Source organism: Kibdelosporangium persicum (assembly GCF_013280595.1).
GTDB lineage: Bacteria > Actinomycetota > Actinomycetes > Mycobacteriales > Pseudonocardiaceae > Kibdelosporangium > Kibdelosporangium persicum.
Window position 1 is genome coordinate 147,869 of record NZ_JAAATY010000022.1, and the last position, 13,242, is coordinate 161,110.

At 67.5% G+C, this 13,242-nt stretch carries 13 protein-coding genes; 4 read left to right on the plus strand and 9 right to left on the minus strand.

The window, feature by feature from the left end; translation table 11 throughout:
* Positions 1-50: 50 nt before the first annotated feature.
* Positions 51-254 (minus strand): cold-shock protein, encoded by a 204-nt coding sequence (locus tag GC106_RS32110; protein WP_033381005.1) that lies wholly within the window; start codon positions 252-254, stop codon positions 51-53.
* A 146-nt stretch (positions 255-400) separates the two neighbouring features.
* A complete protein-coding gene (rarD, locus tag GC106_RS32115) occupies positions 401-1,285 on the minus strand; it encodes an EamA family transporter RarD (protein ID WP_173138384.1) in 885 nt (294 codons plus the stop codon).
* Between the two features lie 578 nt (positions 1,286-1,863).
* Here rarD and GC106_RS32120 point away from each other — a divergent pair.
* Entirely contained in the window at positions 1,864-2,574 is a 711-nt protein-coding gene (locus GC106_RS32120; RefSeq protein ID WP_173138386.1) for an HAD family hydrolase, read from the plus strand.
* On the opposite strand, the gene GC106_RS32125 is transcribed toward GC106_RS32120, so the two are convergent.
* The 4 genes from GC106_RS32125 to GC106_RS32140 all read right to left on the minus strand — a co-directional run bounded on the left by GC106_RS32125 (position 2,555) and on the right by GC106_RS32140 (position 8,082).
* Positions 2,555-2,974 carry a hypothetical protein gene (locus GC106_RS32125; protein WP_173138388.1) on the minus strand — a complete coding sequence of 140 codons (420 nt, stop codon included), beginning with the start codon at positions 2,972-2,974 and terminating at the stop codon, positions 2,555-2,557. The two genes, GC106_RS32120 and GC106_RS32125, sit on opposite strands and share 20 nt — an antisense overlap.
* Before the next feature lie 45 nt (positions 2,975-3,019).
* Positions 3,020-3,997 carry an SRA domain-containing endonuclease gene (locus GC106_RS32130; protein ID WP_173138390.1) on the minus strand — a complete coding sequence of 326 codons (978 nt, stop codon included), beginning with the start codon at positions 3,995-3,997 and terminating at the stop codon, positions 3,020-3,022.
* Positions 3,998-4,093: 96 nt separating this feature from the next.
* Entirely contained in the window at positions 4,094-5,011 is a 918-nt protein-coding gene (locus tag GC106_RS32135; protein WP_173138392.1) for an MBL fold metallo-hydrolase, read from the minus strand.
* A gap of 11 nt (positions 5,012-5,022) precedes the next feature.
* Positions 5,023-8,082 carry a UvrD-helicase domain-containing protein gene (locus GC106_RS32140; protein ID WP_173138394.1) on the minus strand — a complete coding sequence of 1,020 codons (3,060 nt, stop codon included), beginning with the start codon at positions 8,080-8,082 and terminating at the stop codon, positions 5,023-5,025.
* A 166-nt stretch (positions 8,083-8,248) separates the two neighbouring features.
* Between GC106_RS32140 and GC106_RS32145 the strand changes: the two genes are divergently transcribed.
* A complete protein-coding gene (locus GC106_RS32145) occupies positions 8,249-9,658 on the plus strand; it encodes an alpha-L-fucosidase (protein ID WP_173138396.1) in 1,410 nt (469 codons plus the stop codon).
* A gap of 3 nt (positions 9,659-9,661) precedes the next feature.
* On the opposite strand, the gene GC106_RS32150 is transcribed toward GC106_RS32145, so the two are convergent.
* The gene (locus GC106_RS32150; protein WP_173138398.1) at positions 9,662-10,354 is read right to left on the minus strand and encodes a TetR family transcriptional regulator; all 693 of its coding nucleotides are present in this window, start codon (positions 10,352-10,354) and stop codon (positions 9,662-9,664) included.
* 83 nt (positions 10,355-10,437) lie between these two features.
* Between GC106_RS32150 and GC106_RS32155 the strand changes: the two genes are divergently transcribed.
* On the plus strand, positions 10,438-10,659 hold the full coding sequence (locus tag GC106_RS32155; RefSeq protein WP_173138399.1) for a DUF6372 family protein: 222 nt from the start codon (positions 10,438-10,440) through the stop codon (positions 10,657-10,659).
* A gap of 67 nt (positions 10,660-10,726) precedes the next feature.
* Here the strand turns inward: GC106_RS32155 and GC106_RS32160 are convergent, their stop codons facing one another.
* Together GC106_RS32160 and GC106_RS32165 are read right to left on the minus strand one after the other, a co-directional pair.
* Positions 10,727-11,359 (minus strand): response regulator, encoded by a 633-nt coding sequence (locus tag GC106_RS32160; RefSeq protein WP_173138400.1) that lies wholly within the window; start codon positions 11,357-11,359, stop codon positions 10,727-10,729.
* Positions 11,356-12,396, minus strand: coding sequence for a sensor histidine kinase (locus tag GC106_RS32165; RefSeq protein ID WP_173138401.1), 1,041 nt, complete (start codon positions 12,394-12,396; stop codon positions 11,356-11,358). The genes GC106_RS32160 and GC106_RS32165 overlap by 4 nt, the downstream gene beginning before the upstream one ends.
* A 147-nt stretch (positions 12,397-12,543) precedes the next feature.
* Here GC106_RS32165 and GC106_RS32170 point away from each other — a divergent pair, with 147 nt between their 5' ends.
* Positions 12,544-13,065 (plus strand): hypothetical protein, encoded by a 522-nt coding sequence (locus GC106_RS32170; protein WP_173138402.1) that lies wholly within the window; start codon positions 12,544-12,546, stop codon positions 13,063-13,065.
* Positions 13,066-13,242 lie beyond the last annotated feature (177 nt).

Consider the following 13,242-nt stretch of genomic DNA (forward strand, 5'->3'; position numbering starts at 1 on the left):
GGAGGGCCCGCACCGATCCGGTGCGAGCCCTCCACGCGACTAAGTGCTGATCAGATCGCACGCACGCTCTGGGCCTGCGGGCCCTTCTGGCCCTGGCCGATCTCGAACTCAACACGCTGGCCCTCGTCCAACGACCTGAAGCCGGAGCCCTGGATCTCCGAGTAGTGCACGAACACGTCGGCGCCCCCGCCGTCCTGCTCGATGAACCCGAAGCCCTTCTCGCCGTTGAACCACTTAACGGTGCCTTGCGCCATACCACTATCTCCCTGAAATACGACCCGGGTCCTCACAGCGATGACCCGCGGCCAGCATCCATACTGCCATCAGTTGGCCTGGCTGGCATAGCGGACCGGGCCAACTGATCGAAAAAGCATCGCTGACCTGCGGTGTAGGAAAACCCCTATCGGGCCTTGACGGCGAGCGCCGCCGCAGCACGGCGTTGTCTCAGGCCGTCGAACGTCAGCAGCGCGAGCGCCAGCCACACCAGTCCAAAGCCGAGCAACCGGGCCGGTGGCATGGCCTCGCCGAAGACCGTGATGCCGAGGGCGAACTGCAGGACCGGGGTGATGTACTGGAGCAGGCCCATCATCGTCAGCGGCAGCCGCCGCGCCGCGCCCGCGTACAACAGCAACGGGATTCCGGTGACCGGGCCCGCCAGCACCAGCAGGACGGTGTGCCAGACGGAGCCGGACGTGAACGTGCTGCCGTCCGGACCGGCGAAGAACCACGTGTATACCAACGCGATGGGCGTGAGCAGCAGAGTTTCCACGGTGACGCCCTCGGTCGCCGGCACCGTGACGGACTTCTTGAGCAAGCCGTACGTTCCGAACGCCACTGCCAGGGTGATCGCGATCCACGGGAACCGTCCATACTCGACAGTGAGGACCACGCCCGCGGCCGCGCCGATGCCGACCGCCGCCCACTGCGGGCCCCGTAACCGCTCCCGCAGCACAGTCACGCCGAGCACTACGGTGAGCAACGGGTTCAGGAAGTAACCGAGTGAGGTTTCAACCACCTGGTTGGTCTGCACGCCGTAGACGTAGACCAGCCAGTTCACCGCGATGACGACCGCGGCGAGGACGAGTTTCGGCTGGAACGCGGCACGCAGCCCGCGCAGGCGCCGCAACGCGGCGAGCAGGAGCACGCCGAAGACCGCCGTCCACACGCAGCGGTGCACCAGTACCTCGATGGCGCCCGCGGGTTCGAGTGCGGCGAAGTAGAGCGGGAACAGCCCCCACAGCGCGTACGCGGCGATCGCGTAGCCAAGGCCTTGACGGATCTCCACCGGGTCAGTGTCCCCCGGCCGGGTGCCGTACGACGAATCGTCCAGGCCCGCGCCGTTTCGCGGGAAAGGAGCTCGCCGTCCCTCGCCGGCGAATCGAAAACAATAACAGTGAACCGGTCGAGACGTACCCCACACATGGGTATAAATCCGTCTTCATGCGCCGGTGGATCGTACGGGTATGCGACCAACCGGCGTATGCCGCATGCGTCCGCATGACTTCGAGTACGTCCACCGAGGCCGAGGTGATCCAGCGCACGGGAATTCATGCAGCGCAGCTATAGAGGGTGGATCCGAGCGGCTCGGCCACAGCCGCGTCATCTGGTGACGCCGGGTGCGACCACCGGCACGCCGAGCGTTGCGGCAGCTCACAAGCCTCGTCGACGATCTCCGGCCGGCGTGCCGCGACCCCGGTCGACCGCAGCTCCGCGATCCTCCACTTCGGACGCCCGCACACAGTATGCGAAAGTAGGGTATTCACCCGGCCGGTTCCTTGTATGCTCCTCTACTGAGAGTAACGTCTCCTCCAGTGTCCCGGTTCAGCGAAGAAGCCGAATAGTCAAATGCCCACGCTCGCCGACATGTACGACGGATTTCTGTTCGAACTGGAAGGGATACTGGATCCGCACACACAGGCAATCCCTTTCACGTCCGAAACGGTCGATCATCTGTCTCCGACGGCTTTCGTCAGCGCCACCCGGTCCGCCGCCGCGGTGGCGTCGTTGCTGAGCGGGCTGGGCGTCGACACCCGCCAGGCCCAGGTCGTGACGCGGTCGCAAGCGGCGGCGCGACTGCTGCCCGGCCTGGTTCCCGCCCAGCGGGACGAGTTCGTCCTCGGCACCGCGGCGGTTGCCGGGGACGAGCCGTCCCACCCGGTGCTGCTGCGCGAGGCGATCCGGCGCACGGGCGCGCGGTATCCGCTCGCGATCAGCCAGTCGCTCGACTTCGTCGCGGCCGCGCGGCTGATCCGGATCCCCAGCGTGCTGGTGCTGAACGCGTCGACCGACCTGCGCTCGCTGCTGCGCACGTCACCGGACCGGCGGCCGACGTTCGTGGCGACCGACCTGCGGGACCTGTTCCGTCTCCAGCCGATCGTGGACGGCGACGCGCGCTACTGGGAGTGCGAAGGCTGGACGGCCACCGTGACCAACGGCAGGCTACGGCTGTATCCAGGCCCGCTCTCGACGCTCGCCGCCGGCGCGCGTGTGCTGTGCGCGGCGGCCTGGAACCACCGAGGACCGGACCTGGACATCGAGTCGGCCGTCCGGTTGCTCACTTCCCTTGCTGTGTGAACACCACGAAGCTGTCCTCGTCGTCGCACAGCACCAGCCGGACGTCGCCTCGCAGCCCGCTCGGGCTCTCGTAGGTCAGCGTCGAACCGTTGTCGCCCTTCGCCGACCAGCCACGGGCGCTGACCGCCCGGGCGATGCCCTGCTTGACCACCTCGGGCTCGTCGTCCAGGACCGCGGCGACCTCCACGGTGTCCCCGGTCTGCTTGCCTCTCGGGTCCTGCACGCTGTCGTCCGGCAACGGCGGCACCGGATCGGGCTTGAACTCCTCCACCGGCAGGCCCGTCGCCATGACGTCCTTGGCCCCCTGGCACTTCTGTGTCTTGTCCGGATCGCGCACCGGCGCCGAGCACCCAGCCAGCACCACTGCGAGCACGATCCCCAGTAACCACCCTCGGCTCACGGGCCGACCTTATCCGGATGATCAAGCCCGTGCCGGCGTTTCCGATCACCTCGATGCGGACGAATCGGGCAACTTTCCCTTATTTGCCACCTGATCCAAAGGTCTACAAAGGATCAGGTTGGGTACAACGTCAACCCTGTCGAAGGCGCCACTTGCTGTGGCATAGACGCAACCCATCCCGCACGAAGTGATGAAGTCGACAAGGTCGTCCGACGGCCGCTCTGGTAGCAGGATCGTCATCTGCTGCAACCTCACATCGATGTGTCGGCGGTAGTCCAGAAGTTGCCCGACGGCCATCCGAATGTCGTCGCGCTCAGCCGCCCCCTTCGCTTCGTAAAGCTCCCCATCAGTAATGTCGTAGATGTCCGTGTACAGCGGGCGAAGATCGCCTGGAGGCCGCAGGCACAACCGCCCAACGGCGTGCTGTTGCGCTTCTAGCCAAGCCTGATAGCGACTGGTCAAGTCAGCTTCGCGCCGTTGCGCACTGCCGCGTTCACGTGGCGAAACGTCAAATTTCTTGACATTCGCCCGTTCAACAGGCACGACACTGCACTCAGCGGTCGGGGAGATGTCGTCCGTCGCCGCCTTGTCGCCATCTCGGCGTTCCACCCTCCCCAAGGGCTTCAGCCGGAACACGATGGCACTACGCATCTTCTTGGTCTTGTCTGGGCAATCCGCGCGGACGTAAGGACGATCTTTGTCGAGCTCGAACGCGCCGACGTAGTAGTGGACCTTGCCGCCAGGCTTGAGTTTGCGGCCAGTTGTCCGGAACAAGCGCAAGGTACGACCGGCCTCAACGTGGTCACGGATGGACCTGTTGCCCCCAGTGAACTCCTGGCGACCGGCGCCTTCTCCGGTGTAGAGGTACACATCCCCATCTTCTGACCAGCCGTCGAACGTATAGCCGTGCTTCTCAGCCTCAATGGGATCCGAGTAGACCAACACGTTCGGTGTGCTCTTCGATGGCTCGATGCCGCCGAACTTGGATCCGCCGTAGAGGTCCGAGATCTCGGCCCGTGTCACCTCGGCGCCAACCGCAGTACTCCACCTCACCACGGAGAGACACGATATCGCTCAATGGGGTGACACTCGACAGGGCGGACCGGCGAGATCGCCCACTCAGAGTGCGCAGTGCAGTGGGCCGCCGTTGTACGTCATGGCGTCGGTCATCGCGGCCAGCAGGTTCATCTCGGTGTTGGTGGCCTCGGCGTACGCGCGGTGCAGGTTGAGCACGATGCGTTCGGCGTCAGGCAGGCTGGCGAACTCGCCGAGGTCGCAGTCCCTGGCGGCGTCCAGTGGCGTCCAGCCACGGTCGAGGCCCGCGGCCGCGGTGGCCTGCACCAGTTTGTAGTACCGGGCGTGGGCGTCGAGGACTTGGGTGAAGTCCGCGCCTGCGAGCAGCGGGCCGTGGCCGGGCACGATGTGGGACGCCTCGAACGTGCGCAGCCATTCGATGGACCGCTGCGCTCCGGTCAACGAGCCCATGAAGATCAGTGGCGTCACCTGGTTGAAGATCAGGTCGCCGGTGAAGAGCACCTGGGCTGACGGCACCCACGCGACCGCGTCGCCTGGGGTGTGCGCGCTGTAGCCGGGGTGTTCGAGCATGACGGCGGTGCCGCCCGCGTACAGCGTGAGTGACGAGTCGAAGGTCACGGTGGCCGCGCGGATGTCGGCGATCTCCCAGTTCGGCGCCGGGTCCCACACCGGGGGCGTGTGCTTCAGGATGAAGTCGGCGAGCAGGCCCTCACGGGTCTTGGTCTGCGAGACGATCGTCGTCGACGCGGGCAGCAGGGCGTTGCCGTACGTGTGGTCGCCGTGCAGGTGCGTGTTCACGGCCAGATCGATCGACGCACCGTTGGTCGCGGCGGCGACGGCGTCCAGGAACAAGGTGGTGCGGCGGCGCGTCGCGCATGTGTCGACGACGATGACCGACGAGCCGTCGTGGATCACGCCCGCGTTGTTCAGCCACCACGAGCCGTCGGGTTGAACCCACGCGTGGACGCCGGGAGCCACCTCGTGCAGTGCCGGTTCGCTCATGCCTGAAGAACCTATAGGAGTCGGAGCTGCCGGCTCCGTCTAACCGTGCGGCCGGCCAGCTTTTCCGCCACCTGCGGTCCCAGGCTGCCCAGAAACGGCGAAGGTTCGCCACGATGGCTGAGGTACAGGTGCTTCTGCGCACGGCTCACGCCGACGAAGAACAGCCGCCGTTCCTCGTCGGTCTGCTCGGCCCAGCGGATCGGCAGCAGCCCGTCCGCGCAGCCGATGACGAAGACCACCGGGAACTCCAGCCCTTTGGCGGCGTGCAACGTCAGCAGGGAGATCCGGTCGGCCCGGGGGTCCCAGGTGTCCACTTCGGCACCGAGGGCGAGCTCGGCGAGGAACGCGGCCGGGTCGAGCCTCGCGGCCAACGGGTTCAGCAGTTCGAGCGCGTCCTGCACGTCGACCGACTCGGGTACCCGCTGAGCCGCGCGCTTGAGCAGAAGTGGCGTGTTAGGACTGTCCACAACGAGATGGTCGACCAGTTCCCTGACACCGGGATGCCCGGACAACGGGGAATGCGACCGTTTCTGGAACGGCAGCCCTTCCCGGGCCAGCGCCTCCATCACCGGCTTGGCCTGGGCGTCCGTCCGGTAGAGCACCGCTATGTCGTTGAAGGACAGTCCACCTTCGACACCGTCACCGGCGACCCGGCCGGAGTCGTGCGCGTGGAACGACGACCCGCCCAGCAGTTCCTCGATGGTCTGTACCACGAAGTCCGCTTCGCCCTCGTCGGAGGACGCCGGGTAGACACCGATTCGCGCGCGATCACCCGCCGCCGTACGCATCGCCTGCAGTTCCCGGTCAGGCACGAGCGTGGCCGGTTTGATGGCCGCGAGCGCACCGGCCACGATCACCGGACTCGACCGGTAGTTACGCGTCAGGTGCACGGTCCGCGCGGCCGGGAAATCACGCTGGAAACGCAGGAAGAATCCGACGTCCGCGCCCCGGAACGAATAGATGGCCTGGTCCGGGTCGCCGATCGCGCACAGGTTGCCGTTCGACGGGGTGAGTTCCTGCAGCAGCCGGTACTGCAGCTCGTCGACGTCCTGGTACTCGTCGACGCAGATGTACCTGAACCGCGACCGGTACTGCTCGACCAGCTCGATCTGCCGGGACAGTAACGTCACCGGCATCGCGAGCAGGTCGTCGAAGTCGACCAGGTCCTTGCTGTGCAACGCTTTGTCGTACCGTTCGACCAGTCCGATCAGGTCGCCGTCGATCTCCGCGCCGATCGGCAGTTCCCCGGCCGCGGCGGCGGCCAGCTCCGCGGCAAGCGCTCGTTTGGCACGTGAGACGTCCTGCAGGGCCCGGCGCGGCTCCTCGCCGACGATCTCCCGCAGCACCGCGATCCTGGTCGGCTCGTCGGCCACGCCGAAGTCGGCCGCGAGCCCCAGCAACTCGTGCTGTTCCCGCAGGATCATCAGGCCGAACTGGTGGAACGTGGCCACGGTCAGCTCGGCTGCCGACGGGATCAGCGCGGCCAGCCGTTCCCGCATCTCCTCCGCGGCTCGCCGGGTGAACGTGATCGCCAGCACCGAATCGGGTGCGACGTCATGCGAGAGCACAAGATGCGCGATCCGGTGTGTCAACGTCCTCGTCTTGCCCGTGCCCGGCCCGGCGACGATCAGCACCTGTCCGTCCACAACGGACGCGGCGGCGCGCTGGTCCGGGTCCAGTCCGTCCAGCAGGGACGTCGGCGGGGTGAGCAGCACCGGCGCCGGCTTGGCCGCCGGGATGTCCACAATGGGCTTGAAGGCACGCCGGGAGACCACGATCTCCTCGACCGTCGGCACGTCGAAGAGTCCCGGTGAGGTGTCGGTCGGCGCGTCCAGCTCGCCCGGCGCGAACACCTTGATGGTGCCGTACTCGCCGTCGAATCCCGGATCACACCGGACCTGGCCGCGCCGCAACCGGTCGATCGCCTCGTGCACAAGGGGATTGCGGATCTCCTCGAGCGGAGCCTCCAGCAGCAGCGGCAGTTCCGGGCCGTGCGTGTGCACCAGATCGGTCACCGCGTTGCCGACGGCCTTGCTCTTCGGGCCGACCTTGAGGATCTCGCCCATCAGCTCCGGCAGCGGGACGATGCTCCAGTACTCGCCCGCGTTCGCCGGGCGGACACCGGCTTCCCGGTCGGCCAGTTCGGCGATCCGGTGCAGCACACCGACTGTGAGCGGCTTGCCGCACGAAGGGCAGACGCCGCCGAGCTTCTTGGTCTCGCTCGGCTCCATCCGCACGTCGCACTTGCGGTGCCCGTCGAGGAAGTACTTGCCTTCTTCGGGGAACATGTCCACGGTGCCGACGTAGCCGGTGCCGTCGCGCAACGCGTCGCGCAACGCGAAGTAGTCGAGCTCGGTGTCCAGCACGGTGGCGTTGCGGCCCAGGATCGGCGGCGAGTGCGCGTCGGAGTTGCTGACCAGGCGGTAGCGGTCGAGCCCGGACACCTGCCAGTTCATCGACGGGTCGCTCGACAGCCCGGTCTCGATGGCGAAGATGTGGTCGGCGAGGTCGGCGTAACAGTCCGCGACCGCGTCGAAACCCGATTTCGAGCCCAGCACGGCGAACCACGGCGTCCACACGTGCGCGGGCACCAGGTAGGAGCCCTCGCCGGACTCCAGCGTGATCTCCAGCAGGTCACGGGAATCCAGGCCGAGGATCGGTCGTCCGTCCGACCCGAGGTTGCCGATCCTGGCCAGTGCCGCGGTGAACTTGTCGGCGGCCTCGAACGACGGCACGTAGCACAGGTGGTGCACCTTGCGGGTGCGGTCGTCACGCTTGTAGATCGTGGAGATCTCCACCTCAAGCACGAACCGCACTTCGCCGTGACAGCTCGGCGGCAGCGTGCGCAGGATCTCGGCGTCCACGTCGTCACGCAGCCGGAACAGACCGGGCTCGGCAGGCACCAGGGTCTCGCGCAGTTCCCCGGCCCACGCCGGATGGGTGAAGTCCCCGGTCCCCAGGACGGTGATCCCCTTGCGCCGCGCCCACCACGCCAGGTTGCGCACATCGCAGTCCCGGCTGCACGCCCGGCTGTACTTCGAGTGCACGTGGAGATCAGCGTAATAACGCACCGCCGGATACTGCCATGAGCGCGGCAAAAACCCACGGAGGGGCGGCCGCACGGCACGCCGGACGCCCGGATGATCATGCCGGTTCCACGTGGATCAGCGGATATCCACCGATCAGCCGACCGGTCGGTGGATGCGGCGGTACCGCCGATCCGGTGACGATCGAGGCATGATCAGCCGTCGCACACTGCTCGGGGCAGCCTCAGCCGGAGCGTTCACCCTCGCCGCCGGCCGCGCCGCCGCGGCGGACCCACGGCGAAGGCCCCTGCCGCCCTGGTTCGACGAGGTCAAGCTGGGCGTTTTCGTCCACTGGAACGCGGCGGCCATCCCGGCGTTCGCACCCGTGCACCTGCTGCGCGATCTCGCTCCGCCCAGTGACCCGGACCTGCCGCTGTGGCAACAGCAACAGATCTGGCGCACCCTGCCTTACGCGGAGATGTACCAGAACACGATGGCCGTCCCAGGCAGCGAAACAAGCCGCTACCACGCCGAACGGTACGGCGACGTGCCCTACGACGGCTTCGTGGAGCAGTTCCGCGACAGGATGATCCCGGCGTGGGACCCGCGCCCGTGGGCGGAGTTGTTCGAGCAGGCGGGTGCCGGTTATGTGGTGCTGACCACGAAGACCGAGGACGGGTTCCTGCTCTGGCCGAGCGCGCACACCAACCCGGGCAAGCGCGGCTGGCAGTCGGCCCGGGACGTGGTCGGCGAACTGGCGAACGCGGTGCGTGCCCGCGGCATGCGGTTCGGCACGTACTACTCGGAGGGAATGGACTGGACCTTCGGTGGGCTGCCGATCACGGACAACACCAAGCTGGTCGAAGCGCTCCCGCGAGGCGAACGGTACGCGAAGTACACCGACGCGCACTGGCGCGAACTGGTGGCACGTTACCGGCCGAGCGTGCTGTGGAACGACTACGGCTTCCTGCCGAACCTCGACGCCGAAGCGCTGTTCGAGACGTACTACGCCGCCGTGCCGGACGGAGTCGTCAACGACCGGTTCGACATGGGCCGCCCACTGCCCGCGGACTTCGTCACGTTGGAGTACGCCGAGACGACCGGCCCGGCGGACCGCAAGTGGGAGGCGTGCCGGGGCATCGGGACGTCGTTCGGCTACAACCGGTTGGAGTCCGACGCGAGTTGTCTCAGCGAGACAGGGCTCGTGCGGATGTTCGCCGACATCGTGGCGCACGGCGGGAACCTGCTGATCAACGTCGGCCCCACCGGCTCGGGGCAGATCCCGCCGGAGCAGCGGCAGCGCCTGCTGGCTTTGGGGAAGTGGTTACGAACCAACGGTGACGCGATCTACCGGACACGGCCTTGGGAACGTGCCAAGGGAATCACCACGATGGGCCAGCAGATCCGTTACACGGCTTCGGAGACGTCGATCAACGCGATCGTGTTCGACACGCCCGGGCCGGTGGTCGAGATCGACATGCACCCGGCCGCGAACGCACGGGTGACGTTGGCCGGCAGCAAGGACCAGTTGCGGTGGGAGCCGACGACACACGGCGCTCGTGTCCACCTGCCCCGGGGCTCGGCGCGTCAACCGGCGTTCACCCTGCGGATTTGGCACTGAGTGTCAGCGCTCCAGGGCGTCCTCGATCCGGCTCATCACGTTGGCGAGCGGCATCCCCCGGCGCATCACCGCGACCACGACGTCGTCGACCTCTTCCGAGCGGGCCGCCGTAACACCCAGCGTCTCCCGGATGTACCGGAAAGCGCGGTCGGCTTTGCCGAGGACGTCGCCCTTCCCGCCGGCTTTCAGGTACTGCCGCAGCACGTGGTTGTGCGCGGCGACGACGGCCGATCCGGCCACCTCGGCCCATAGGGCGCCGTCGGGTTCGTCACCGACGCGGTCGACGAGATAGCGCGTGACGGCGATGTGGTAGCTGTGCGCGCTCGCGATCTCGCGGGCCCTCAACTGGGGGAAGTCGCGCGTCAACCGGTACCGCTGTACTGCGATGACGCCTTCGTCGAGATACGCCTCCAGCACGCCGTGCACCGCCCGGCAGGCGACCGACAGCGGCGGCTCGTCGTGCGGGGCCGTGGCGAAGACCTCGGCGACGCGCAGCAGCCGGGCCTCGTGGTCCGGGAAGATCACGTCTTCCTTCGACGGGAAGTACCGGAAGAACGTCCGCCTGCCCACCCCAGCCGCCGCGGCGATCTCGTCGACGGTGGTCTCCTCATACCCCTTGGTCAGGAAAAGGTCGATCGCGGCCGCGGTCAGCGCCTCGCGGACCCGTCTCCTGCGGTCGGGCACCCCGCTCGTCATGACCGAAAAAGTAGCACGGGGTGTTGCGCGATGGCACTGAGTGCCATTAGTGTGTTGAGTCACGCTCACCAACGGAGGTCGCGATGAACCCCAGCACCGCTTGCCTGTGCGTTTGCGCCCCAGCCGGTCACCACCACAGCACGTGCCAGTCCACTGCCGAACCCGGGCTGAGCGTGGCCTTGAGCCAGTCGGTGACCAGGCCCATCCGGGTGCCGGCCTGCCGCCCCTGCTACGAGGCGGTCCGGCGCGCACTCTGGGCGGGCGTCGGCCTGCGGCTGCACCCCGCCACCGCCGCCACCGCCTGAACCCCCAGCTCCCCCTCGTGAGTGTTTATCGGTGTTAGAACCCTGATAAACACTCACGAGGGGGTTTTCAGAGGAGGCCGTGGTCCTTGGCGTAGAGGGCCGCCTGGGTGCGGTCGCGGAGCCCCAGCCGGCCGAGGATCCGGGAGATGTGGTTCTTGACCGTTCCCTCGCTGAGGTAGAGGCGGGTCGCGATCTCACGGTTGGTCGCACCGGACGCGATCAACCTCAGCACATCGGTTTCCCGCTCAGTCAACGCATCGACCCGATTCGGCGCCGGATGTGAGGACAACGCCGCGGCGACGTGGTGGGCCGCCGCATCATCAAGCTGCGTGACGCCCGCGTGCGCCAGCCGCACAGCCTCCGCGAGCTTGGCCGCAGGCAGGTCTTTGAGCAGGTAACCGGCCGCGCCCGCGCGCAACGCCTGCACCACGTACTCCTCGTCGTCGAACGTCGTGAGCATCACGACACGGCAGTCCGGCGCACGTTTCCGCAGCACGGCAACAGCATCGACGCCGTCCATCTCGGGCATCCGCACGTCCATCAGCACCACGTCGGGGCACAGCGAGAGGACCTGGTCGATGGCTTGCTTGCCGTCGGCGGCCATGCCGACGACCGCGATGCCCGGCTGGATGTCGAGCAGCGAAGCGATTCCTTCGCGCACAAGCCTTTGGTCGTCGACGACGAGCACCCGGACGGTCATCTCGGCACCGTCACCGCGACCCGCGTGCCCGCCCCGGGCGCACTGTCCACAGTGACCATTCCGCCGACCAGCGCGGCACGTTCCTTCAACCCCAGCAGGCCGAAACCACCGCGAGCTGATTCGGTCCGGAAACCACGGCCGTCGTCCGTGACGACCAGGCGCGTGTCGGCCTTGCCGAACGTGACTGCCACCGCGACCTGGTCGGCGTCACCGTGACGGCGGGCGTTGGTGATCGCCTCCTGCGCGGCCCGGAACAACGTCGTGACGGTCGCACTGTCGAGGTCCGGCTCCTCGCCGTCCACGGACAGCGCGACATCGAGCCCGGTCAGGGCGTCCACGAGGGTTCGCGGGCGCAAGGTCCGCACCGACGTCCGGACGTCATCCAGGGCGTTCGCCACCGACTCCCGAGCGTCCGCAAGCGCTTGCTCGGCCACCGCGGGGTCCCGTCCGGCGAACGCGGACGCCTTCTCCAGCTGGATCGAGACCGCTGTCAGGTGGTGGCCGAGGCTGTCGTGGATGTCCCGGGCGAGCCTGGTGCGTTCCGCCGCTACGGACAACTCGGCGATCCTCGCGGACGCGCGGCGTTCCCGGGTCGCGACTTCCGCCATGGCGAGCGCCAGGATCAGGCCCATCGCGAACATCAGGACGTCGGACACGTAGTCGGCGTCCTGGTACCAGCCCGGCACCCACACCATGAAACCCGTGACCAGCAACGCGAGGCACAGTCCGCCGAGCACGAGCCCGGCCGTCCGCCCGAACGCCAGGTAGGCGGCGAACGGCACCAGCACGAACAGCACCCGCGACAGACCGGACTCGTCCAGCGCCACCACCACGAAGAACAGCGCCGACTTGGTGATCAGCAGCCAGAGGCCGGGATGGCGGCGCTCGATCGCGTCCAGCGCGAACAGTGCCGCGATGCTCGCGACGAAACCGGCGACACGCGGCGGATCGGACTCGCCGAGACCCGCGAAGACGTAGTAGAGCCCAGCCAGCAGGACGACGCCGTAGACCGCGCCGGACACCCACTGCATTCTCATTCCCCGAGCGTACGGCCGCTGGGCCACGGGATGAGCAACGTTTGGCCAAAGGTCATGTGTCCCGGCCATGACCGCGGGCACTTCTGCCGCAGCTCGCCGCGCTCCTACCGTTCACGGCAAGAACCGCTTCTCTGCCAAGGAGTTCCCATGCTTGCTGTGTGGTCTGGCATGGCCGCCGGGCTGTGCATCGTGCTGACCGGACTGGTCGAGGCCGTCGCCGGGGAGACCGGGCCGACCAGCTTCGTCCTCGGGCTGTCCCCGGCGCTCGCGCTCCCGCTGCTGGTGGCGCTGCACCTGCGTCAGCGCGACAACACCGGCGAGGTCGCGTTCACGCTGAACCTGATCGGGCTCGGCCTGTTCGGGGGCGCCGCGTTCACCCTGAACATGGTGCTCTTCCACCTCGACGAACCGGTCCTGCCCGCTCCGGCCAGGATCGCCTTGCTCGGCAGCGCGGCGGTGTTCGCCCTCGGCACGGTTCTCTTCGGAGTGACGATGCTGCGTGCTCGAATCCACCCCCGCATCCCCACTGTGGCCTACATGGTGGCGTTTCCGCTGCTCGCCCTTGCCGCGCGGTTACCGGACACCCCACTGACCAGCGCCGTGCACGTCGTGGCAGGTGCGTCGTTGGTGTGGCTGGCCACTGCGATGGTGACCCCAACCCCCTCGTGAGTGTTTATCGGTGTTAGAACCCAGATCCACCGATGGGTTTTGTTGGTGATCTTGGTCGTGGGTGGTTGTGTTGGTGGGCCGGTGGTTTCTGTCGTGGGCGTGCGGGAGCCGCTGGTCTGCCCAGCTTTTCCACTGTGAGTTGTTGGGGCGGGGGTGCCTTGGTGGGTGGTCAATGCT

Excerpts from the sequence above, each read along its gene's own strand:
- GC106_RS32110 (WP_033381005.1), bottom strand. The coding sequence starts at position 254 with ATGGCGCAAGGCACCGTTAAGTGGTTCAACGGCGAGAAGGGCTTCGGG.
- GC106_RS32120 (WP_173138386.1), top strand. The coding sequence starts at position 1,864 with ATGTACGACGGATTTCTGTTCGAACTGGAAGGGATACTGGATCCGCAC.
- GC106_RS32135 (WP_173138392.1), bottom strand. The coding sequence starts at position 5,011 with ATGAGCGAACCGGCACTGCACGAGGTGGCTCCCGGCGTCCACGCGTGG.
- GC106_RS32145 (WP_173138396.1), top strand. The coding sequence starts at position 8,249 with ATGATCAGCCGTCGCACACTGCTCGGGGCAGCCTCAGCCGGAGCGTTC.
- GC106_RS32150 (WP_173138398.1), bottom strand. The coding sequence starts at position 10,354 with ATGACGAGCGGGGTGCCCGACCGCAGGAGACGGGTCCGCGAGGCGCTG.
- GC106_RS32155 (WP_173138399.1), top strand. The coding sequence starts at position 10,438 with ATGAACCCCAGCACCGCTTGCCTGTGCGTTTGCGCCCCAGCCGGTCAC.
- GC106_RS32160 (WP_173138400.1), bottom strand. The coding sequence starts at position 11,359 with ATGACCGTCCGGGTGCTCGTCGTCGACGACCAAAGGCTTGTGCGCGAA.
- GC106_RS32165 (WP_173138401.1), bottom strand. The coding sequence starts at position 12,396 with ATGAGAATGCAGTGGGTGTCCGGCGCGGTCTACGGCGTCGTCCTGCTG.
- GC106_RS32170 (WP_173138402.1), top strand. The coding sequence starts at position 12,544 with ATGCTTGCTGTGTGGTCTGGCATGGCCGCCGGGCTGTGCATCGTGCTG.